Origin of the sequence: Haemophilus parainfluenzae, assembly GCF_036288925.1 — a bacterium.
Classification (GTDB): Bacteria; Pseudomonadota; Gammaproteobacteria; order Enterobacterales; family Pasteurellaceae; genus Haemophilus_D.
This window is the reverse complement of the sequence record NZ_CP127167.1, coordinates 1342759-1364149: the sequence shown is the minus strand read 5'-3', so window position 1 is coordinate 1364149 and position 21391 is coordinate 1342759. Positions and strand designations below refer to the sequence as shown.

Below are 21391 nucleotides of genomic sequence, written 5' to 3'. Positions count from 1 at the left end.
ATAAACAAATAATTACGCCATTTTTTGCGATCTCGATCGCAAAATTTAAATTTCCAGGTTAAATTTATTTGCTAAATAGATGAAGTTCTGCTATTTATATCGCCCTCAAAATAACAGGGGCTGATCTCAACTATTTTTTAGATGATGAGAACCCATCACAACAACAAGACAGGAAGTCGTAAAAATCTGTACCACAATTAGGAGTTATTATGTCTAAGGCGTCTCTAAGTTTGCTAGATTTAGCAGGTGTTAAACCCTATCAACTAAAGCCTGATGAAGAATACATGAATAAAGATCAAATTCTTCATTTCAGAAAAATTTTAACTGCATGGCACGAACAAATTGTAGAAGAAGCATCAAGAACCGTTGCTCATATGCAAGATGAAGCGTCTAACTTCCCTGATCCTGCAGATCGTGCGACACAAGAAGAAGAATTCAGTCTGGAATTACGCAACCGCGATCGCGAGCGTAAATTAATGAAAAAGATTGAATATACATTGAAAAAATTAGATACCGATGATTTCGGTTATTGCGATTCTTGTGGGGAAGAAATTGGCATCCGTCGTTTAGAAGCGCGCCCTACTGCTGATCTTTGTATTGATTGCAAAACTCTTGCTGAAATTCGTGAAAAACAAGTCGCAGGTTAATTGATTCAAATAACCCAACGAAAAAGTGCGGTCAAAAACAACCGCACTTTTCGTGTTTTTATCAAATGCGCATTTAACATAGAGAATGGAGTAAATTATTCTTACTTATATAAAAAATTTATTTGGTAAAAAAACTAAAAAAGAAACTGAAACCAATATAAATTCGCCTGTCCCCAAAACGGCGCCAAAAACTGAAAAACCAAACGTTTCAAAAACAGAGCGTTCACAACCCAAGATCGCCCCGTCCTCTTCTCACCACAAAAAAACGAACACCCAAGCGCATCGTCACGACAAACATATCGTTAAAGCCTCTTATTTTGGTATTAACCCACGTATGTTTAGCCGTAATGCCATTACCGTGGTAGAAAAATTGCAACGCCAAGGTTATGACGCTTATATCGTTGGTGGTTGTTTGCGTGATTTATTGTTGGGCAAACATCCAAAAGATTTTGATGTAGCAACAAATGCACGTCCCGACCAAATTCAAGCGGTATTCCAACGTCAATGTCGTTTAGTTGGTCGTCGTTTCCGTCTTGCGCATATTATGTTTGGTCGCGATGTGATCGAAGTGGCCACATTCCGTGCTAATCATTCAGATGCGCGCAGTGAAAATCAAGCGAAACAAAGTGATGAAGGGATGTTATTACGTGATAACGTGTATGGCACTATTGAACAAGATGCGGAGCGCCGTGACTTCACCGTAAACGCCCTTTACTACAATCCGCAAGATAATACGTTGCGTGATTACTTCAACGGAATTGATGACCTGAAAAACGGGAAATTACGTCTGATTGGCGATCCGGTTACCCGTTATCAAGAAGATCCTGTGCGTATGTTACGCTCTGTGCGCTTTATGGCGAAATTGGATATGTTCTTGGAAAAACCAAGTGAACAGCCAATTCGTGAGCTTGCACCATTGCTGAAAAATATTCCACCCGCACGTTTATTCGATGAAAGCTTAAAATTATTGCAGTCTGGCAATGGCGTAAAAACCTATAAATTGCTTCGTCAATATGGCTTATTTGAACAGCTTTTCCCGAGCTTAACGCCTTATTTCACCGAAAAAGAAGACAGCCTTGCGGAGCGCATGATTTTAACTTCGTTAAATTCAACTGATGAACGTATTGCCGATAAATTACGTATTAATCCAGCCTTTTTATTTGCGGCATTCTTCTGGTATCCATTACGCGAAAAAGTGGATGTGCTGAAAAATGAAGGTGGCTTAAACAATCACGATGCCTATGCCCTTGCAGGCAATGAAGTGCTTGATCAATTATGCCGATCATTAGCCGCACCTCGTCGTCATACATCCGTCATTCGTGATATTTGGATGTTGCAATTACAACTGCTTAAACGTACCGGTTCTCACCCTGCTCGCACGATGGAACATCAAAAATTCCGTGCAGCCTTTGATTTATTGGCGATGCGTGCTGAAGTGGAAGGCGGTGAAACCGTTGAACTCGCAAAATGGTGGCATGAGTACCAACTCAGCAATCAAGAACAACGTCGTCAATTGGTTCAAGAGCAACAAAAATTGCATCCAGCGCCGAAGAAAAAATATTACCGCAGACATAAACCTAAGGCGGCTAACTAATGGTTCAAGTATATATCGCCCTTGGCAGCAATTTAAATACGCCGACAGAACAATTAAATTCCGCATTAGAGGCAATTTCTGCGCTGCCTAATACCGAATTACAATCGGTCAGCGGGTTTTATCAAAGCAAACCATTAGGCCCGCAAGATCAACCTGATTATGTGAATGCGGTAGCGATGATTGAAACCACTCGCCCACCTTTAGCTTTGCTCGATGAATTGCAACGCATTGAAAATAAACAAGGTCGCGTACGTTTACGTCGTTGGGGTGAGCGTACACTGGATTTGGATATTCTGCTATACGGCGATCAAATCATTCAAAATGAACGCTTAACCGTGCCTCATTACGATATGAAAAATCGCGAATTCGTGATTGTGCCGCTTAATGATATCGCACAAGATTTGGTTTTACCGGAAGGTGAAAAAGTCGCAGATTTGGTGAAAGCCTTTGAAAATCATCAAATGCATAAAATCAAAAATAGCGAAAAAATTGACCGCACTTAACTCAAAACAAAAGGGCTGATATTCACTATCAGCCCTTCTTTTTTACCTATCAATCTAGGCGGCAACAGAAACAAAGATTTCTGTGCCGATAATCAGACAAATAAAACCAACCAACATTGGTACAGACATACGCTTTACGATTTCAAATGGTGAGATTTTTCCCATACCAGATACTGCTACAACCACGCCAGAAACCGGTGATAAACCACGACCTAAGTTAGAGGCTTGTAACATTGGAATGGTTAAGAACGCTGGGTTGACGCCCATTTGTGTGGCTAATTAGCGATTGAATTGGCTGTTGTAAATCAGTTCAATACGAAAATTTGAGATAGATCACAAAAAGAATTTTGGGGATAAAGTGCGGTTGATTTTAATTAAATTTTTGCAGTTAATAAAAAACGTTTGAGAAAACAACCGCACTTTTTTAAAACAGAGCGATGGTTCAAGCGTCCTCGCTTTGACCAAATAAGCACAAGCATGAACGCTTGTACTATCTTGAAGAACTATAAATAATGCATGCTTTCTGGCGTATGCTTATATTTTTTGGAAAAGGCACACGTAGAAAAAGTGCGCCATCGGGAAGGCGACTATTGTCAATTCTATTGCTAACCTCAATATTGATTACAAATAGTATCTTATACATAACAAAAACAATAAAGTTACTAATTGTTAAAATATCCATTACCATAGGCAACACCCCCATTAAAGAATTATATATAAAAGAAGACAACCCGCATCGGTCCGTAGACATTTTCTTTTATTTTAATGTTGGAATACTGAGGGCAATAGAACCGGGTAACTAGATCCTACATCAACTTCGTATTTTATTCAACATAGTTATAATATAGCTCAGACTATAAAACTCTTTCGTTATAAGCGTTGAAAGCTTAGAAATATTTTGAATCAAAAAGCGCTCACCAAAAACTCTACAAAGATATTTTATTGATACGGTTTCCAATTTTCCTTTTTTGCGATGAAGAATAGTTGATCGCCTAATAAAAAAGTTTTCTCTTAGCGTCCTAACTTCTCTAATAAGCCTAGAATCAAATTCTTTTTCATAAGGAAAACAAGATAGTCTTTCTGTATTACAGAATTGGCAAGAATCTAATAATTGATTTTTATCTAAAATGATACAATCAATGAACTGACAATTATTTAATTTTGAACGTTCAAATACAGATGAACTAACTATACAATTTCTAAAATTTGTATTTATAAGATTACATTTTTTAAATAAAGCACCTCTAATATAGCAATTATCAAATATCACATTATAAAAAGAACAAAATTTAAACTTCGCACTGACAAGTCCACAATTCGAAAATTTTGAATTTGAAAAATTTGTTTTGAAACTATTAGTTTTATTAAAATTCTTATTAAAAAAATAAGAGTTTCTCGAGTCATGACAAAAATAACTATATCTCTGCTTCTGGTTATTTTTTATAGCCATATTTTATTAATCTCTCTATATATATTAAATATCGGCAATCACATTCAAAATCCGCTTATCCGACACCTGGTACTTCGTACCTAACTGCTGAGCAAATAAACTCACACGCAATTCCTCGATCATATAGCGAATTTCTGCCACTTCATCAGAAATTGGTTTAGATTTCGGCAGTTTAGCGAGTAATTGTTGATAAGCCTGTTGCACTTGTTCCACGCGTAGCATCGCGGCACGATCGCGGTTCACCTCTTGAGCCAGTTTATCAATACGCTTATCAACGGCTTGCAGATAGCGTTGTAAATCTGATAGGCGATCATAACCGCTCTTTTGCACAAAACCTGGATAAATCAGCCCGCTTAATTGCGCCTTAATATCAGAAAAGGCAAAGGCCATGGTGAAATCCATTTTGCCTTTTAAACGTTGGTTTAAGGCGTGATTGAGAGAGAGGATTTGTTCCACTTTCTGCGCGATATCCACGGTCACTTCATTCAGATTTTCTCGAACGAAATCACGCAATTTTTCAAAGCCTGCTTCATCCCACACAAAACCGCCAAAATCAGCAATCAGTTTATCCACCGCACAAGCGATACAGTCATCAATCAAATCCAACACGCGACCGAACGGAGTAAAATACAGACCTAATTTAGCCTTATTCGGCAATTTTTCATGCAGATATTTAATCGGTGACGGTACATTGAGCAACAATAAGCGGCGCAAACCTTGTTGCATCGCCACCGCTTGCTCAAATTCTGTTTCAAACAGTTTGATACCAACCGCATCTTTTTCATCTACGATGGCCGGGAACGCTTTGACGCTGAAACCACGTTGTTTTTGTTCGTAACATTGTGGCAGCTCTGCAAAGCTCCAAATATGCAGCCCGCTTTGTTCAATACCATCATCTGCCACAGCAGAAATACTTTCCTGTACGCGATCTTTTAAGTTGAATTTCAGCTCATCCAAATTCATGGATTCAGCGATTTTCTTGCCGTTTTCATCCACCACACGGAACGTCATTTTCAAATGGCTTGGAATTTGTTCCCAATTCCAATGTTCCGCTTCTACAGTAACGCCCGTCATACGACGTAATTCATAAATTAGCGTATCTAATAACGGTTTTTCCAATGGCACTGCTCGGCTTAAAAAAGCTTGGGCATAATTAGGTGCCGGCACGAAGTTACGGCGATAAGATTTCGGCAGCGATTTAATCAATGCAATCACCAGTTCTTCCCGCAAGCCCGGAATTTGCCAATCAAACCCCGTCATTTCCACTTGATTGAGCAACGGCAACGGAATATGCACAGTCACACCATCTGCATCGGTACCCGGTTCAAATTGATAAGTTAATTTGAGTTTCAAATTACCTTGATGCCAGAAATTCGGGAAATCCAGCTTGCTCACTTGTTCCGCATCATCATTAATTAAGAATGAACGTTCAAAATTAAGCAATTCAGGATCTTTTTGCTGCGCCTTTTTCCACCATGTATCAAAATGTTTTTGAGAAACCACTTCTGTGCCAATACGCTGATCGTAAAATTCAAAAAGCGTGCGATCATCCACCAAAATATCGCGGCGGCGGCTTTTGTGTTCCAACTCTTCCACTTCTCGAACGAGTCGTTGATTTTCTTTGAAGAATTTATGTTTGGTATTCCAATCCCCTTCCACTAAGGCAGATTGAATAAAGATCTCACGGCTTACCGTTGGATCGATAGAGCCGTAATTCACTGGTCGCGCAGCCACAATCGGCACTCCGTAAAGCGTCACTTTCTCATCTGCAATCACCGCCCCACGAGATTTTGACCAACGCGGTTCAGAATAGGATTTTTTAATTAAATGCTCGGCTAGTGGCTCGATCCATTCTGGCTCGATTTCTGCCACCATACGCCCCCAAAGTTTGGAGGTTTCCACTAACTCTGCCGCCATCACCCATTTCGGTTGTTTTTTGAAAAGTACAGAATTGGGGAAAATTGCAAAATGGGCATTACGTGCGCCAAGATATTGTTGTTTCTCCGCTTCTTTTAAACCGATATGAGAAAGCAAACCGCTTAAAAGTGCGGTATGAATTTGCTGATATTCTGCTTTTTCGGAATTAATCGGCAAACCCATTTCACGTACAGTTAAACGAATTTGATGATAAATATCCTGCCATTCACGAATACGTAAATAATTTAAGAAATCCTTTTGGCATTGGCGACGGAATTGGTTTTTACTCAATTCTTTTTGTTGTTCTTGTAGATAACGCCAAAGATTGAGGAAAGCCAAGAAATCTGATTTTTTATCGGCAAAACGACGATGTTTTTCATCAGAAGCTTGCTGTTTTTCTTGTGGACGCTCGCGCGGATCTTGAATGGATAACGCTGCAACAATAATCATTACTTCATGCAACGCATCTTGTGAAACAGCACTCAACAACATTTTCGCTAAACGTGGATCCACAGGGAATTGCGATAATTGACGACCTGCAGCCGTTAATTGACGCTTCTCTCCAGATTTGGTGCGAACGATTTCAAACGCACCCAATTCTTCCAACAATTTTATACCATCTTGAATATGGCGTTTATCTGGCGAATCCACAAATGGGAAGGCTTCAATATCATCCAAACCCAATGCCGTCATTTGCAAAATAACGGAGGCTAAATTGGTGCGCAGAATTTCAGGATCGGTAAACTCCGGACGAGAATTAAAATCCTCTTCCGAATATAAACGAATACAAATCCCTTCACTTACACGACCACAACGACCTTTACGCTGATTAGCAGATGCCTGTGAAATGGGTTCAATCGGTAAACGTTGTACTTTGGTGCGATAGCTATAACGGGAAATTCGCGCAGTACCTGGGTCAATTACATATTTAATGCCCGGCACGGTCAATGAGGTTTCTGCGACGTTGGTCGCCAACACGATGCGATTTAATCCGCTCGGATGGAAAATTTTATTTTGTTCTTGCGCAGACAAGCGTGCAAAGAGCGGTAGAATTTCCGTGTGTTTTAGGTTTTGTTTTTGTAAAGCTTCGGCGGTATCGCGAATTTCACGCTCACCGTTCATAAAGATCAAGATATCGCCCCGACCTTCTGCTTGCAGTTCATCCACTGCGTTGAGAATGCTTTGTAGCTGATCTTGATCGTCTTCTTCCACTACGGGACGATAACGCACTTCAACAGGATAGGTTCTACCTGAGACTTCAATAATCGGCGCATTGTTAAAGTGTTTAGAAAAGCGTTCCACATCAATGGTCGCGGATGTGATGATGAGTTTTAAATCACGACGACGTGGTAAAAGTTGTTTCAGATAACCGAGAATAAAATCGTTATTTAGGCTACGTTCGTGGGCTTCATCAATAATCAAACAAGAATATTGGTTGAGAAAACGATCGTTTTGAATTTCTGCTAACAGGATCCCGTCAGTCATCAACTTGATTTGCGTATCATCACTGATTTGATCGTTAAAACGAACCTTATAACCAACTAAATCGCCAAGCTCCGTTTCCAGTTCTTCCGCAATACGCGCCGCCACCGAACGAGCAGCAATACGGCGTGGTTGAGTATGACCAATCATGCCTAAATTGCCGAAACCTAATTCCAAACACATTTTCGGCAATTGAGTGGTTTTACCTGAACCGGTTTCCCCTGCCACCACGATGACCTGATGCTCAGAAAGCAGTTTTTGAATTTCGGCTTTGCGTTGGCTAACGGGCAAACTCTCTGGAAAAACAATCGGATTTTTGACCGCACTTTTACGATTTTCTACACGCAATTGAGCCTGTTCAATCTGCATCTGGATTTCTGCGGCAACGGCTTGCTGAGCCTCTTGGCTTTTAATTTTTCCAATACCATGAATGCGGGCGGATAAACGACGTTGATCCACCAGCATAATATCCTTGAGTTTCGAAAAGAGAGATTGTTGTATCGGATTTAATTCACGTTTGATTGATTTGTTCTTCATACTGATTTACTTTTAAAACCACCGTAAGCCAAGCAAAGCCAACCAATTAAAAAGAGCGTGCCTCCAATCGGTGTCACCCAAACGAGAAATTTGCCCGCACCAAGCGCAAGCGCATAAAGGCTACCGCTAAAGAGCAGAATACCGTACACCCAAGTCCCTGCAGCAAGATTAACTATTTTGTTTGCAACCAATGATTCACGGCATAATTGCAAAATGCCAATCGCTAAAATCGCAATGGTGTGGAACATTTGATATTTCACACCCGTTTCAATCCAGGCTAACTCTTTAGGTTCTAAAACCTTGCTTAATCCATGTGCCGCAAAAGCACCAATTGTCACACACAAAAAACCGCTCAATCCCGCGATAAATAACCATTTGTTTTTCATTTAAAATTTTCCTATTAATACAGCTAAAATCCCTGCGGCGATTAAAGGTCCCACTGGAATACCGCCTAAGAAAGACACACCAATAATCGTACCAATTAATAATCCTGTCACCAAAACAGGTTGTTCACTCATTAATGGCACACCTTTACCTGCAAGCCATGCGACGAATACCCCTGTTAAAATAGAAACACCCATTTTCCAGTTTAAAAATGAACTGAGATCGGGCAGTTGGATTTTTCCCGACACTAACGGTGCTAGGACACCAATCGTTAAAATGATGATCCCGATTTTGACTCCGTATTGTTCGAGTATAGGAATGTATTTGGATAATAAGGTTTGCTGCATAATTAACAGCACGGCGGCTGAGATGGTAATCGCGCTATTTTGGCTAATTAAACCTAAAACAATTAAGAAAACCAATAACAACGCGACCATATTGAATTGTAATGTCATAATACCTCTAAAGTGCGGTCAAAAAACTGACCATTTTTATGCGTGTAAAGTTTTTGTAAATTATACCAATTTCTTGCTTTTCTGTGTTTTTTATTTAGTGAAAAAAGGCTAGAATACAAGTCAACTTTCTTCTCATACTCCCTGTTTTTACTAAGGTTTTTTGCCCTATGTCGAATGTCGTCAGCCCTGAATTAATTAAAACTGTTGTCCTGCTTGCTACCAGTGTCACTATCGTGCCGCTTTTTAAGCGTATTGGCTTAGGTAGCGTGTTGGGTTATTTAGTGGCAGGCTGTTTAATTGGTCCTTCCGTGTTCGGTGTAGTGAAAGATGCAGAATCGATTCTGCATATGGCCGAACTGGGCGTGGTGATGTTCTTATTTATTATCGGTTTGGAGATGCATCCAGAACGTTTATGGGCGATGCGAAAAGCGATCTTTGGACGGGGCTTTCTACAAGTCGGGCTATGTGGCGTTCTGCTTACCTTTGCAGGTATCTATATTTTAAATCTTCCTAAAGAGGTCGCATTTATTGCGGGTATGGGCTTTACGCTTTCTTCCACCGCTATTGTGATGCAGGTATTAGAAGAACGCGGGATTACGAATACACCAAAAGGCCAACGAGTTATTTCTACCTTAATTTTTGAAGATTTATCCATTGTGCCATTATTGGCATCTATTGCCTTTTTAACGCCTGAAACCAAACATATTGAACATCAAACCAACTGGACATCCATCGCTATTGCACTCGGCGCCGTTGTCGGTTTAGTCGTTGCGGGTAAATGGTTAATGAACCCAATTTTCCGTTTGATTTCCAAAGCTCATATTCGCGAAATGATGACAGCTGCCGCCTTACTTGTGGTGTTAGGTGCTGCATTGGCAATGGAAGCGAGCGGCCTTTCAATGGCGATGGGCGCATTCGTTGCAGGTGTAATGCTTTCAGAATCCGCATTCCGTCACCAATTAGAAGCCGATATTGAACCATTCCGTGGTTTATTGCTCGGTCTCTTCTTTATGGGCGTGGGAATGTCGCTTGACCTCAGTTTAGTCTTCAATGATGCGGTTTGGTTGTTAGGTATCGTATGCCTTTACATCGTCGGCAAAGCCTTAGCCGTTTATACCGTGGCGCGTATTACAAAACTTGACCGTACCGAATCGGTTGGACGAATGACCATCATGGCGCACGGTGGTGAATTTGCATTCGTACTCTTCTCTGCTGCGACTACTGCAGGCGTGATGACAAAAGATCAAAATGCGACTTTTACCGCTGCAGTCATTATCTCAATGTTATTCTCACCATTGATTGGCTTATTAATGCGTAAAATCAACCAACGCAAATCAGCGAATCAAGAGGAAAAAGTCGATACTAGCGATCTCGATCCAATTGTGGATTTAGAAGATAGCGTGCTCGTGATTGGTTTTGGTCGTTTCAGCCAAATCGTGTGTCAATCGCTTCTTGTTCGTGGTATTAACGTATCGGTGATTGACCGTAACATCGAAAACATTCGTGCGGCAGCTAAATTTGGTTTTAAAGTTTATTACGGTGACGGTATTCGCCTTGATGTTTTACGTGCAGCGGGTATCGAAAAAGCTAAATGTGTTGTCATCGGGATTAACGATACACAACGTATTGAAAACATCGTTCAGAATTTGAAAGATGCTTATCCGAAACTCCCAATATTGGCGCGAACTTATGACCGCCAAACAACCGTGAGTCTTATTAAGCTAGATGTGGACTTTATTGTACGTGAGACCTTTGAGTCTGCCCTCACGCTCAGTCATGCAGCGTTAATGCAATTAGGTGTAAACAAAATTGAAGCAGATGAAATCATTGCGGAAGTTCGTTATTTAGATCAAGAACGCTTAAATGAAGAAGTTTTACATAGTTTCTCAACAGACATCATCCGAAAATATTGGATGCCTAAACCCTTCATCAAACCACATTCTGATGCTAAAGCATTAAATGAAGAAGCAGCGGAAATCTTAGAAAAAGAAGATGAGATCAATGATGAAGCTGCGGTCGAAACCCTTCTTCATGATGATTCTGAAACCGAAAAACAAAAAGAAGTCGAATAACAAAAAAGCCCGATAAATCATTATCGGGCTTTTTATTAGGCTTTCATTGTCACAACCCAGCAGTTGTGGATTTGTTTATTTCGCTCAAAATCAAGCGGTAAGGTTTTCGCTGAAATTTCGACCGCACTTAATCCTAATTCATCTAACGCCTCAAAATCCATTTTAAAACCACGTTTATTGTTCGAGAACACGATGGTGCCGTTAGGACGTAAAATACGCTTAAGATTACGCATTAATTTGATGTGATCACGTTGTACATCCCAACTGTCTTCCATACGCTTAGAATTCGAGAATGTTGGCGGATCCACGAAAATCAAATCAAACTGGCAATCACATTTCTCTAACCACTGCAAACAATCTGCCTGGATGAGCTTGTGCTGCTTGCCTTCAATATCATTTAAAATCAGGTTTTGCTCTGCCCAGTTTAAATAAGTGTTAGACATATCCACGGTTGTTGTCGATTTTGCCCCACCTAATGCTGCGTGAACCGTTGCTGAACCGGTATAAGCAAAAAGATTGAGGAAATCTTTGCCTTTTGCCATTTCACCAAGTATTTTACGGGTTAAACGATGATCTAAGAATAATCCTGTATCTAAATAATCCGTTAAATTCACCCAAAGCTGTGCGCCGTATTCATTTACATAGAAATATTCGCCTTTATTGGCCAATTTTTCATATTGATTGGTGCCTTTTTGTTTTTGACGGACTTTCAAAATCAGTTTATTGGTTTCAATACCAGTGACTTGCAAGGTTGCAGTCACTGCATCCAATAAACGTTGACGGGCTTTATTTTCATCAATATTTTTCGGGGCGGCATACTCTTGCACCACGATATGATCGCCATAACGATCCACCGCTACGTTATATTCCGGTAAATCAGCATCATATAAACGATACGCATCAAGGCCTTGCTGTTTCGCCCATTTTTCAATTTTCTTGATATTTTTTTGCAAGCGATTCGCAAAATCCACCGCGACCGTTGAAGTGCGGTCAAATTCAAGCGGATTTTCAACCGCACTTTCTTTGCGCTCGGAAATTTGATAATTCTTCTGAACACAATCTAATGGGCCATTTTTCGCTTTAAATTGACGATAAGAACGCATACGCAAGCAATCAAGCAACGTAGATTCACTACTGAAAATCGATGCATTCCAACCACCAAATTCATTTTTAAGACGTTGTCCAAAGACTGAATATAGTGCAATCAACGCAGGGGTTGTGCCTAAACGTTCACCGTAAGGTGGGTTACAAATCACTGTTCCCACTTCATCTGGGCTTGGATTCTTTAATGCGGCGACATCACCTTGTTTCCACTGGATTAAATGTGCCACACCTGCATTTTGTGCATTTTTTTGTGCTTTTTTCAGTACGCGATGATCGAGATCGAAGCCATAAAAATGCGGTTTTAGATTTTGATTAAAATAAGTTTCCGCTTGTTGTACCGCCTCTGCTTTCACCTTATCCCAAGCATCTTGATTATGCCCTTTCCAGCAATCAAAGCCCCAATGTAAACGATGTAATTGCGGTGCAATTTGTGCTTCCATCTGTGCCGCTTCAATTAGCAAGGTGCCAGAACCACACATTGGATCCACTAACGGTGTTCCTTTTTTCCAACCTGAACGAAGCACAATCGCGGCGGCTAAGGTTTCACGTAAAGGCGCTTGCCCTGTATCTTCACGATAGCCACGCAAATGCAATGCTTCACCACTTAAATCGAGTGAAACAACGAGTTCTTCTTTATTTAAATAAGCATGAATTCGAATATCCGGATAGTCTTTATCCACATTTGGGCGCGCTTTCCCTTGGCGTTCAAAATAATCCACAATGGCATCTTTCACACGCATCGCACCAAATTGGGTGTGACGAATTTCTTGGTTTGTCCCGTTGAAATCAACAAAAAATGTGGCTTTCTCGTCAAAATAACTTAACCAATCTTGCCCTGTCACAATTGAATACAAGTCTAAATCACTGTATACCTTGCCATTTACAATAGGTAACAAAATACGTGAAGCTAAACGTGACCATAGTAAGCTTCGATAAAGTGTTTCATCATCAGCCTGAAAATGTACGCCGCCTTGTGCAATTTTACATTCTGTTGCACCAAGCTCAGCCAGTTCGACTTTTAAGAGTTCTTCAAAACCACGGGCAGTTGTGGCAAATAGTTGTTTCATGCGTTTTCTCGATAGGGAAAAATTGGGCGGATTATAGCACGAAAGTGCGGTTAAATTTGGGGATATTTCAAGAATATTCCCCCTCTTTTGTAAAGAGGGGGCGAGGGGGAGATTTTTGATTATTTACTTAAACATTGAGCATAGCTATCAGCGGTGGCTTGAAGGAAATTCGCATAAGAATTTGGACCAAGCTGTACATTATCGCCAATAGGATCTAAACGACCAACATTAACTTTTGTGCTTTGTGCAAGCGAATCAATCACTTTTGGTGTGAATTGCGGTTCAGCAAAAAGACAATTTACATGGTGTTCTTCTATTTCTTCTTTGATGTGAGCAATGGTTTTTGCACCTGGTGCCACTAATGGATTAATGGTGAAATAACCGGTTTGATTTAAACCATAAGCCTCATTGAAATAGCTATAAGCATCATGGAACACAAAGAAACCTTTATCTTTGAGTGGCGCTAATTGTGCTTTGATCTTGTCGCTTTGCTCAGTCAAAGTGCGGTTAAAATCGGCTAAGTTTTTCGCAATGAGCTCTTTTTTATCCGGATGTTGTTCCGTTAATTTATCCGCCACTTTCTGTGCCACAATTTGGCTGATGGCTGGTGAATACCATAAATGCCAGTTCACGCTTAATCCATTTTCATCCACGTCGTGGTGATGATGCTTATGGTCATGACCATGTTCGTGCTTATGATCGTGTCCATGTTTATGATCATGACCGTGCTCGTGTTCATCGCCTTCATGATAATGTTCATGATGGACTTTGCTTAAAAGCGGTTTAATTTCTGGAATATCAGAAATATTGATGACTTTTTTACTATCAATTTGGCTAATCGGTTTCGCTAAGAAAGCGTCAATATCTTCACCAACCCAAAGCACTAAATCTGCAGATTTCACTTTTTGCACATCTGAAAGTTTTAAGCTGTAATCATGTGGAGAAGCACCAGCTGGTACTAAAACCTGTGTATCTGTCACACCGTTTGCAATAGATGATGTAATAAAACCGAGCGGTTTCACGGAGGCCAATACATCAGCATTTGCCATCATTGGAAGGGTTAAAAGTGCGGTAGAAATTGCACTCATTTTTAATACTTGTTTCATTTTGTTTCCTTACTTTTATTGGGAATTATTCTCAAACCCAACATAGACTACGCCTTTTTGATAAAATTGCAACATTTCAAATTAAAAAAATGAAGTGATATTTCTTCATCTTATTGAATACTTTTATTCATAAAGAAAAAGCAACGTTTTCACGTTGCTTCATTTCTTTATTTTAATAACTTGTCTATTACCCTAGAAACGGCAAAAAATCCAAAGGTTGCGGTGATCATGGTTGCCGCACCAAAACCATTTGCACAATTCATGGTGGCTGATACTTTACAGCCCTCGCCCATTTTAGGGAAAATCAAAGGCTGGGTTGAAAACACCGCATCAACTGCAAATTTACGTTGTGGATTTTGGGTAAAATTAAAATCCTTACGTAAAACTGACCGCACTTTCGCCAATAATGGATCTTGAATCGTTTTGCTTAAATCAGCAATTTGGATTTTGGATGGATCTGTCTGACCACCTGCGCCACCAATAGTAATAATCTTGATTTTATTACGTTTGCAATAGGCAATCATGGCTGCTTTGGTTTTCACATTATCAATGGCATCAATGACATAATCATAACCACGATTTAAGTATTCGGCTTGATTATCCGGTGAAATGAAATCATCGATAATATTCACCACACATTCTGGATTAATCAGCTTAACGCGTTCTGCCATCACTTCCGTTTTAAGCTTGCCAATATTGCCACTCAACGCAGGAAGCTGACGATTAATATTAGTGACACAAATATCATCCATATCAATCATTGTGATCTGCCCTACGCCACTTCGCGCAAGCGCTTCCACCACCCACGAACCTACACCGCCAATACCAATGACGCACACATGAGCCTGACGCAAACGCGCCAAGCCTTCTGGTGTGTAAAGGCGGCCAATGCCGCCAAAACGTTGTTCGTAGTTATCAACTCGAGCCATTATTGTAGTACCCAAACGCGTCCATAGTGTTTTGATAACCCCGCAATATGACCCGCTTGATCGCCAATACCACGGTATAAGTCAAAGTGGTGACCATTTACTGCTCCGCCCACATCAAGTGCTACCATTAAGTGTAATTTGTGTGTGCCCATCCAGTTACCCTCATTATCAATATCAGGTACTTCAACCAATAATACGGTTCCAGAAGGAATCACATTGCGATCAGAAGCAACAGCAGCCATTGGCACTAAAGGCACACCAGCAGAACCTTTCACTTTACCTGTCGGATCGTTTTTAAAGAAAACATAAGATGGGTTACGTTCTAACAATTCTCGTACTCGAGATGGGTTTGCTTTCCCCCATTCACGAATCGCTTGAATAGACATTTTTTCTTTTGGAATTTCACCATCTTCTACTAACAAACGACCAACCGCTTGATATTTATAACCATTTTGACCCGCATAGGCTAAATAATTTAAATTGCCATCACCGTAATCAACATAGCCACTCCCCTGCACGCCTAGTAGGAAGTTATCCATCATTGAATCACTGTAAGCGAGCTCTAAGCCTTGTCCTGCCAATGCACCATTATAAATTTCTGCACGGCTATAACGTTTATAGCTTGGCATCGCATAAATTGGATGTTGATATTGACCTTGTGCAGTACGGCGTGCATGAATCACTGGCGAATAATAACCTGTCATCAACACGTTTTGATAACCATCGAAACCTTTCATAATCTGTGGGTTGATGCCGTATTGCGCTAATTCATTCACATTGGCCCCTGCAAGTACCCAGTTAGTGATTTTGCCATAATTCGCCGCAAAGCGATTTGTTAATGAATTTGAATAATCACGAACATTCGTCAACTGCGTTAAAAAATCACCTTGGTTAACTACCGCACCTTTGTTCTCCACGGAAGCCACTGGGCTTAAAATAGCTTGTTGATAATTACGTCCGCTATACTTTGCCCCAAATTTTTGTGGATCATCGCCCGTTGCTGTACGCGGCAAGCTAGAATTATTTTTAGAAGAGACTTTACTTGGTGCTGAACCACATGACGCAAGCACCGAAACTGCCGCCATTACAGAGAGCATTTTTACAGCGAGATTTTGACGAAATTTCATTCTTATTTTCCTAAATTAAACTAACTCAATACAAAGGTGCATACGCTATCAAAAATTCCCTTTTAGGACTAGCACTATTTCATAAAATGGTTAATTAATATTCATTTTGTTTATTTTCTTAACAAACGGAAAGTCAAATTCAGTTTAAATCTTGCAATAATTTTTGAAACGAGTATATTACGCGCCATCAGACGCGGGGTGGAGCAGCTTGGTAGCTCGTCGGGCTCATAACCCGAAGGCCGTCGGTTCAAATCCGGCCCCCGCAACCAAATTACAAAGCACCGAAATTTCGGTGCTTTTTTCGTTTTTAAATAAAGGTAAATTTAATCGAAATAAAAAGGCACAATGTCCTGAAACATTATGCCTTTATCACTCAATCTTATTAGATTTGATACTTTGTCTTATCGCCAATATCAAAATGTAATGGCATTCGCCATTTTTGAACCGCTAGAATTAATAATAATCCGCCAACAATCACCGACAAAATTCGGACAATCCAACCACCTTCAAATACCCAAGTAAACCAAAGTGCGGCGACAAATGCAGGTTGTAAATTTAATAGCGGTACTCTAAAACAGAAGTATTCTTTAAAACATAAACCGCCCAGTGTGACCAATGCTCCACCCAGTGCCAATTCATGCCAACCTAAAAGCGCACATAAGAGTGCAAGCCACGTGGCAAATTGGAATGTTAAACGGAAATGCTTTAAATAAATATGAAGGGATGATGCACAACAAGTTGCCGCAATCAACACGGCAATTTGAGCTTGTTGAGGATACCAAGTTAAAGCCAAGATGCTAAATGCCGCAATGACAAAGCCTGTGCGATAAATAATGACAGTGAGTTTATCCCAAACATCCATTAGAGATTGAATATGTGGATCAGCCATGTAATTTCCTTATTTTTGATAATAAAAAGTGCGGTCAAAAACACTCTCATTTTTGACCACACTTAACATTGAGATTATTTTAATCGATCTAAAATCTTTTGATGAATGCCGCCAAAGCTACCATTTGACATCACAAGAATATGATCCGTTGGTTTTGCTTCTGCCACAATCATATCGACTAATTTATCAACATTTCCTGTGTAATGTGCAGGTTGCACACATTGTCCTGCAATTTCAGCCACATCCCATGGAATATTATCTGGTTGTAGCATAAACACCGCATCAGCACGTCCAAGCGCTGGCGCAATTTCATCTTTATGCACGCCCATTTTCATGGTGTTTGAACGAGGCTCTAATACGGCAAGAATACGTACGCCACCGCCTACTTTGTCACGCAACGCAGTAAGTGTCGCCAGAATGGCTTCTGGATGGTGAGCGAAGTCATCATAAACCGTAATACCGTTTACTTCCCCCTTCACTTCTAAACGACGTTTTGCATTGATAAAGCTGCCCAATGCCTGACATGCATCTTCAATTTTGATACCCGCATGGTAAGCCGCCGCAATCGCCATTAACGCATTGTGCATATTGTGCTGTCCGACAATATTCCATTTCACTTCAGCAACTTTTTTACCGTGATGGAATACAGTAAATTCTGAGCAATCATTAGTAATACGTTCCGCAAACCATTCTTTATCTTTACCAATAAACTGCTGTTCTGACCAACAGCCCATATTGAGGGTTTCTTTCACGCTCTGCTCATCTGCAAAAGAAAGAACGCGTCCTGTAGAAGGAATAGTTCGGATCATATGATGGAATTGACGCTGGATCGCGTGAAGATCATCGAAGATGTCAGCATGATCGAAGCTGATATTGTTAATGATCAAGGTTTTCGGATTGTAATGTACAAATTTAGAACGCTTGTCAAAGAACGCCGTATCATACTCATCCGCTTCAATCACAAAGAACTCACTTTCCCCTAAACGAGCAGAAGTACCAAAGTTGCCCGCAATTCCACCGATTAGGAAACCTGGTTTTAAGCCATTTTGTTCTAAAATCCAAGTCAACATCCCCGTTGTTGTGGTTTTACCATGTGTACCTGAAACCGCTAACACCCAACGATTACGCAATAAATGGTCGTGTAACCATTGAGGGCCTGATGTGTAAGGCAAGGCATTATCCAAAATATATTCCACGCAAGGATTACCACGTTTCATAGCATTTCCGACAATCACCATATCTGGCGCAGGCTGAAGTTGAGCTACATCATAATTGGGAATAATCTCAATGCCCTGCTCTTGTAAAAAGGTGCTCATCGGTGGGTAAACATTGGTATCGGAACCCGTTACTTTATAGCCCATTTGTTTGGCAATCATCGCAACACCACCCATAAAGGTACCGCAGATGCCTAAAATATGAATATGTTTCATTGTTCTTCTCTACTTACTAAAAATGCTGACTATGATAAATCAACTCAAAGATTGAGTAAATAAGGGCTGTTTACATAAACAGCCCTCTTTCTTATTTGATTCTATCAAAGCCCGCTTGAAGATCAGCAATTAATTCATCCGTGTCTTCAAATCCAATATGCACACGAATTAATGACCCCGTTAATTTACGCTCAATACCTGGGCGAATTTTTGCAATTTCTTCTGGTTGATTGCATAAAATGAGCGATTCAAACCCGCCCCAAGAATAAGCCATTGTGAAAAGATCAAAATGATCCATAAAGGCGGAAAGCTCTTCATCGTTTAAACGTTTATGTAATTCGAAAGAGAATAAACCGCTTGCGCCGGTAAAATCACGTTTAAAGTTTTCATGGCCTGGGCAACTTGGTAACGCAGGATGATACACTGCTTTAACTTGTGGTTGTTCACTTAACCATTTGGCCACTTTTAAACTACTTTCGTGATGTTGTTTTAATCTCACACCTAAGGTGCGAATGCCACGAGCCGTCGTATAGGCAGAATCGGCGTCAACCATTTGTCCCATTAAATAAGAATGCTCACGCAATTTATCCCAAGTACGTGCATTAGCCACGGCTGTACCGATCATGATATCAGAATGCCCTACTAAATATTTCGTTCCTGCTTGAATAGAAATATCAATACTGTGCTCTAACGCTTTAAATAATACCCCCGCAGCCCATGTATTATCAATCATAATGACGATTTCAGGACTCACAGCTCGAACCGCTTTAACAATTGCAGGAATATCAGGCACCTCCATCGTTAAAGAACTTGGTGACTCCAAAAATAAGACTTTTGTATTTGGCTGCACGAGTTTCGCAATATCAGTACCTATCATTGGATCATAATAGGTCGTATCAATATGCATTTTTTTCAAAATTATATTACAAAAATCTTGTGTCGGCTCATAGGCCGCCCCTGTCATTAAGACATGATCTCCTGTTTCCACAAAGGATAAAATTGCATTTGTTACCGCTGCAGCGCCACAAGGGTAAAGATAACAACCAGCTCCGCCTTCCATTTCACACATTAAATCTTGAAGTGCAAAGTGAGTTAACGTGCCACGACGACCGTAGAAAAGCTCTCCCTTGTAACGATTTTTTGTGCAATATTTTTTATCTGCAATAGTTTTAAACACTAAAGAAGAAGCACGTTGGATCACTGGATTTACAGCCCCTTGGGTAAAACGTTTTTTACGTCCTGCATGAACCAGTGTAGTTGATAAAGTATGATGTTCTGACATATATTTCACCTATAACTTAGACAATATTAATTAATTCAATAGATAAAAACAGCTGTTAAAGTGCGGTTAATTTTTTTAAAATATTCCCCGAATTTTGCATTCGCAAAATTTTTATTAACATTTATATAGGAATTATGACTATGGTATTAGTAACTCGTCAAGCTCCAGATTTTACTTCCTCTGCAGTTTTAGGCAATGGTGAAATCGTTGATAACTTCAATTTCAAAAAACATATCGAAGGTAAAGCAGCGGTATTATTCTTCTACCCATTAGACTTCACTTTCGTTTGCCCATCTGAGTTAATCGCATTCGACCACCGTTATGAAGAATTCAAAAAACGTGGTGTTGAAGTTGTTGGTGCATCTATTGACTCTCAATTTACTCACAACGCATGGCGTAATACCCCAACTGAAAACGGCGGTATCGGTGCAGTTAAATATGCATTAGCAGCTGACGTTAAACATGAGATCGCGAAAGCATACGGTATCGAACATCCAGAAGAAGGTGTTGCATTACGTGCTTCATTCTTAATCGACAAAAACGGTGTTGTTCGTCACCAAATCGTAAACGATTTACCATTAGGTCGTAACATCGATGAAATGTTACGTATGGTTGATGCGTTGCAATTCCACGAAGAACACGGTGAAGTTTGCCCTGCTCAATGGGAAAAAGGTAAAGAAGGCATGAAAGACAACCCTGAAGGTGTTGCTAAATACTTGAAACAAAACGCTGATAAACTTTAACTTTTAAGAAAAAGCCACACTAAGTGGCTTTTTTTATTTTTGTAGATCCTTTAGAATGAGCGTATCTTTAACCAAAGTACGGTTATTTTTTTATGAAATATAATATTCCTATTTTTCTGACGATTCTCCGAGTGATTTTAATTCCATTCTTCGTCGTGGCGTTTTATTTGCCTATCCCTTCTGCACCTTTTATTACAACGCTTATCTTCTTTATCGCCGGGGTCACTGACTGGTTTGATGGCTATCTTGCTCGAAAATTAAAACAAACAACACGTTTCGGTGCTTTCCTTGATCCTGTTGCCGATAAAGTAATGGTGATCACTGCGCTAGTATTAATTGTAGAATATCAACATTCTTTCTGGATTACTATTCCAGCGATTATCATGATTTCACGTGAAATCATTATCTCTGCTTTACGTGAATGGATGGCTGAATTAGGTGAGCGTAATAAAGTGGCTGTTTCATGGCTAGGAAAAGTAAAAACAACCTCTCAAATGCTCGCTTTAGGTGGATTACTCTGGCGATATAATGTGTATATGGAAACGCTAGCAATTGTATTGCTCTATTTAGCTGCGATTTTAACGGTTTGGTCAATGCTTCAATACTTAAAAGCAGCAAAAGGCAGCTTGTTAGATAACATTGAATTATAGAATTGACTAAATTTTAAATAAAA

17 protein-coding genes, 1 tRNA gene and 1 pseudogene are annotated in these 21391 nt (G+C 40.1%); 7 read left to right on the top strand and 12 right to left on the bottom strand.

What is annotated here, in order from left to right; translation table 11 throughout:
- Positions 1 to 209 precede the first annotated feature (209 nt).
- From dksA to folK, 3 genes are all read left to right on the top strand, one after another.
- Positions 210 to 647, top strand: coding sequence for an RNA polymerase-binding protein DksA (gene dksA / locus QQS40_RS07050; RefSeq protein WP_128787527.1), 438 nt, complete (start codon positions 210 to 212; stop codon positions 645 to 647).
- A 334-nt stretch (positions 648 to 981) separates the two neighbouring features.
- The gene (gene pcnB, locus QQS40_RS07045; RefSeq protein ID WP_420485549.1) at positions 982 to 2241 is read left to right on the top strand and encodes a polynucleotide adenylyltransferase PcnB; all 1260 of its coding nucleotides are present in this window, start codon (positions 982 to 984) and stop codon (positions 2239 to 2241) included.
- Positions 2241 to 2744 carry a 2-amino-4-hydroxy-6-hydroxymethyldihydropteridine diphosphokinase gene (gene folK / locus QQS40_RS07040; RefSeq protein ID WP_128787529.1) on the top strand — a complete coding sequence of 168 codons (504 nt, stop codon included), beginning with the start codon at positions 2241 to 2243 and terminating at the stop codon, positions 2742 to 2744. The genes pcnB and folK overlap by 1 nt, the downstream gene beginning before the upstream one ends.
- Positions 2745 to 2798: 54 nt before the next feature.
- On the opposite strand, the pseudogene dcuC reads toward folK, so the two are convergent.
- The 5 genes and pseudogenes from dcuC to QQS40_RS07020 all read right to left on the bottom strand — a co-directional run.
- A pseudogene (gene dcuC / locus QQS40_RS07035) lies at positions 2799 to 3023 on the bottom strand (anaerobic C4-dicarboxylate transporter DcuC); the annotation flags it as partial.
- A gap of 532 nt (positions 3024 to 3555) precedes the next feature.
- Positions 3556 to 4194: a pentapeptide repeat-containing protein gene (locus QQS40_RS11235; RefSeq protein WP_420485548.1), complete on the bottom strand. Its 639-nt coding sequence runs from the start codon at positions 4192 to 4194 to the stop codon at positions 3556 to 3558.
- Between the two features lie 24 nt (positions 4195 to 4218).
- A complete protein-coding gene (gene hrpA, locus QQS40_RS07030) occupies positions 4219 to 8130 on the bottom strand; it encodes an ATP-dependent RNA helicase HrpA (RefSeq protein ID WP_329504543.1) in 3912 nt (1303 codons plus the stop codon).
- The gene (locus QQS40_RS07025) at positions 8127 to 8516 is read right to left on the bottom strand and encodes a DUF423 domain-containing protein (RefSeq protein WP_128787532.1); all 390 of its coding nucleotides are present in this window, start codon (positions 8514 to 8516) and stop codon (positions 8127 to 8129) included. Before QQS40_RS07025 ends, hrpA begins: the two co-directional genes overlap by 4 nt.
- A complete protein-coding gene (locus tag QQS40_RS07020; RefSeq protein ID WP_065243362.1) occupies positions 8517 to 8969 on the bottom strand; it encodes a DUF441 domain-containing protein in 453 nt (150 codons plus the stop codon). It abuts the gene before it with no gap.
- Positions 8970 to 9136: 167 nt separating this feature from the next.
- On the opposite strand from QQS40_RS07020, the gene QQS40_RS07015 reads away from it, so the two are divergent.
- Positions 9137 to 11041, top strand: a complete 1905-nt coding sequence (locus tag QQS40_RS07015; protein WP_329504540.1) for a monovalent cation:proton antiporter-2 (CPA2) family protein — start codon at positions 9137 to 9139, stop codon at positions 11039 to 11041.
- Between the two features lie 35 nt (positions 11042 to 11076).
- On the opposite strand, the gene rlmKL is transcribed toward QQS40_RS07015, so the two are convergent.
- The 4 genes from rlmKL to mltA form a co-directional block, all read right to left on the bottom strand.
- Complete coding sequence (rlmKL, locus tag QQS40_RS07010) at positions 11077 to 13212, bottom strand: bifunctional 23S rRNA (guanine(2069)-N(7))-methyltransferase RlmK/23S rRNA (guanine(2445)-N(2))-methyltransferase RlmL (RefSeq protein ID WP_289901253.1); 2136 nt, start codon at positions 13210 to 13212, stop codon at positions 11077 to 11079.
- A gap of 119 nt (positions 13213 to 13331) precedes the next feature.
- The gene (znuA, locus tag QQS40_RS07005) at positions 13332 to 14318 is read right to left on the bottom strand and encodes a zinc ABC transporter substrate-binding protein ZnuA (RefSeq protein WP_329504537.1); all 987 of its coding nucleotides are present in this window, start codon (positions 14316 to 14318) and stop codon (positions 13332 to 13334) included.
- A gap of 167 nt (positions 14319 to 14485) precedes the next feature.
- Entirely contained in the window at positions 14486 to 15247 is a 762-nt protein-coding gene (gene tcdA, locus QQS40_RS07000; protein WP_289901255.1) for a tRNA cyclic N6-threonylcarbamoyladenosine(37) synthase TcdA, read from the bottom strand.
- Complete coding sequence (mltA, locus tag QQS40_RS06995; RefSeq protein WP_289901256.1) at positions 15247 to 16374, bottom strand: murein transglycosylase A; 1128 nt, start codon at positions 16372 to 16374, stop codon at positions 15247 to 15249. The genes tcdA and mltA overlap by 1 nt, the downstream gene beginning before the upstream one ends.
- A gap of 192 nt (positions 16375 to 16566) precedes the next feature.
- Here mltA and QQS40_RS06990 point away from each other — a divergent pair.
- Positions 16567 to 16643, top strand: a tRNA-Met gene (locus QQS40_RS06990).
- Between the two features lie 113 nt (positions 16644 to 16756).
- On the opposite strand, the gene QQS40_RS06985 is transcribed toward QQS40_RS06990, so the two are convergent.
- The 3 genes from QQS40_RS06985 to metC all read right to left on the bottom strand — a co-directional run bounded on the left by QQS40_RS06985 (position 16757) and on the right by metC (position 19975).
- Positions 16757 to 17263, bottom strand: coding sequence for a DUF2301 domain-containing membrane protein (locus QQS40_RS06985; RefSeq protein WP_289901257.1), 507 nt, complete (start codon positions 17261 to 17263; stop codon positions 16757 to 16759).
- Between the two features lie 74 nt (positions 17264 to 17337).
- On the bottom strand, positions 17338 to 18693 hold the full coding sequence (mpl, locus tag QQS40_RS06980) for a UDP-N-acetylmuramate:L-alanyl-gamma-D-glutamyl-meso-diaminopimelate ligase (protein WP_329504532.1): 1356 nt from the start codon (positions 18691 to 18693) through the stop codon (positions 17338 to 17340).
- Positions 18694 to 18784: 91 nt separating this feature from the next.
- Positions 18785 to 19975: a cystathionine beta-lyase gene (gene metC / locus QQS40_RS06975; RefSeq protein ID WP_329504530.1), complete on the bottom strand. Its 1191-nt coding sequence runs from the start codon at positions 19973 to 19975 to the stop codon at positions 18785 to 18787.
- 140 nt (positions 19976 to 20115) lie between these two features.
- Between metC and QQS40_RS06970 the strand changes: the two genes are divergently transcribed.
- Both QQS40_RS06970 and pgsA read left to right on the top strand, forming a co-directional pair.
- Positions 20116 to 20718, top strand: coding sequence for a peroxiredoxin C (locus QQS40_RS06970; RefSeq protein WP_126470937.1), 603 nt, complete (start codon positions 20116 to 20118; stop codon positions 20716 to 20718).
- A 92-nt stretch (positions 20719 to 20810) separates the two neighbouring features.
- Positions 20811 to 21368, top strand: a complete 558-nt coding sequence (gene pgsA, locus QQS40_RS06965) for a CDP-diacylglycerol--glycerol-3-phosphate 3-phosphatidyltransferase (RefSeq protein ID WP_054418055.1) — start codon at positions 20811 to 20813, stop codon at positions 21366 to 21368.
- Positions 21369 to 21391: the final 23 nt, after the last annotated feature.

What these genes read in the sequence shown, in the direction of transcription:
- dksA (WP_128787527.1), top strand. Translation starts at nt 210, where the DNA reads ATGTCTAAGGCGTCTCTAAGTTTGCTAGATTTAGCAGGTGTTAAACCC.
- pcnB (WP_420485549.1), top strand. Translation starts at nt 982, where the DNA reads ATGTTTAGCCGTAATGCCATTACCGTGGTAGAAAAATTGCAACGCCAA.
- folK (WP_128787529.1), top strand. Translation starts at nt 2,241, where the DNA reads ATGGTTCAAGTATATATCGCCCTTGGCAGCAATTTAAATACGCCGACA.
- QQS40_RS11235 (WP_420485548.1), bottom strand. Translation starts at nt 4,194, where the DNA reads ATGGCTATAAAAAATAACCAGAAGCAGAGATATAGTTATTTTTGTCAT.
- hrpA (WP_329504543.1), bottom strand. Translation starts at nt 8,130, where the DNA reads ATGAAGAACAAATCAATCAAACGTGAATTAAATCCGATACAACAATCT.
- QQS40_RS07025 (WP_128787532.1), bottom strand. Translation starts at nt 8,516, where the DNA reads ATGAAAAACAAATGGTTATTTATCGCGGGATTGAGCGGTTTTTTGTGT.
- QQS40_RS07020 (WP_065243362.1), bottom strand. Translation starts at nt 8,969, where the DNA reads ATGACATTACAATTCAATATGGTCGCGTTGTTATTGGTTTTCTTAATT.
- QQS40_RS07015 (WP_329504540.1), top strand. Translation starts at nt 9,137, where the DNA reads ATGTCGAATGTCGTCAGCCCTGAATTAATTAAAACTGTTGTCCTGCTT.
- rlmKL (WP_289901253.1), bottom strand. Translation starts at nt 13,212, where the DNA reads ATGAAACAACTATTTGCCACAACTGCCCGTGGTTTTGAAGAACTCTTA.
- znuA (WP_329504537.1), bottom strand. Translation starts at nt 14,318, where the DNA reads ATGAAACAAGTATTAAAAATGAGTGCAATTTCTACCGCACTTTTAACC.
- tcdA (WP_289901255.1), bottom strand. Translation starts at nt 15,247, where the DNA reads ATGGCTCGAGTTGATAACTACGAACAACGTTTTGGCGGCATTGGCCGC.
- mltA (WP_289901256.1), bottom strand. Translation starts at nt 16,374, where the DNA reads ATGAAATTTCGTCAAAATCTCGCTGTAAAAATGCTCTCTGTAATGGCG.
- QQS40_RS06985 (WP_289901257.1), bottom strand. Translation starts at nt 17,263, where the DNA reads ATGGCTGATCCACATATTCAATCTCTAATGGATGTTTGGGATAAACTC.
- mpl (WP_329504532.1), bottom strand. Translation starts at nt 18,693, where the DNA reads ATGAAACATATTCATATTTTAGGCATCTGCGGTACCTTTATGGGTGGT.
- metC (WP_329504530.1), bottom strand. Translation starts at nt 19,975, where the DNA reads ATGTCAGAACATCATACTTTATCAACTACACTGGTTCATGCAGGACGT.
- QQS40_RS06970 (WP_126470937.1), top strand. Translation starts at nt 20,116, where the DNA reads ATGGTATTAGTAACTCGTCAAGCTCCAGATTTTACTTCCTCTGCAGTT.
- pgsA (WP_054418055.1), top strand. Translation starts at nt 20,811, where the DNA reads ATGAAATATAATATTCCTATTTTTCTGACGATTCTCCGAGTGATTTTA.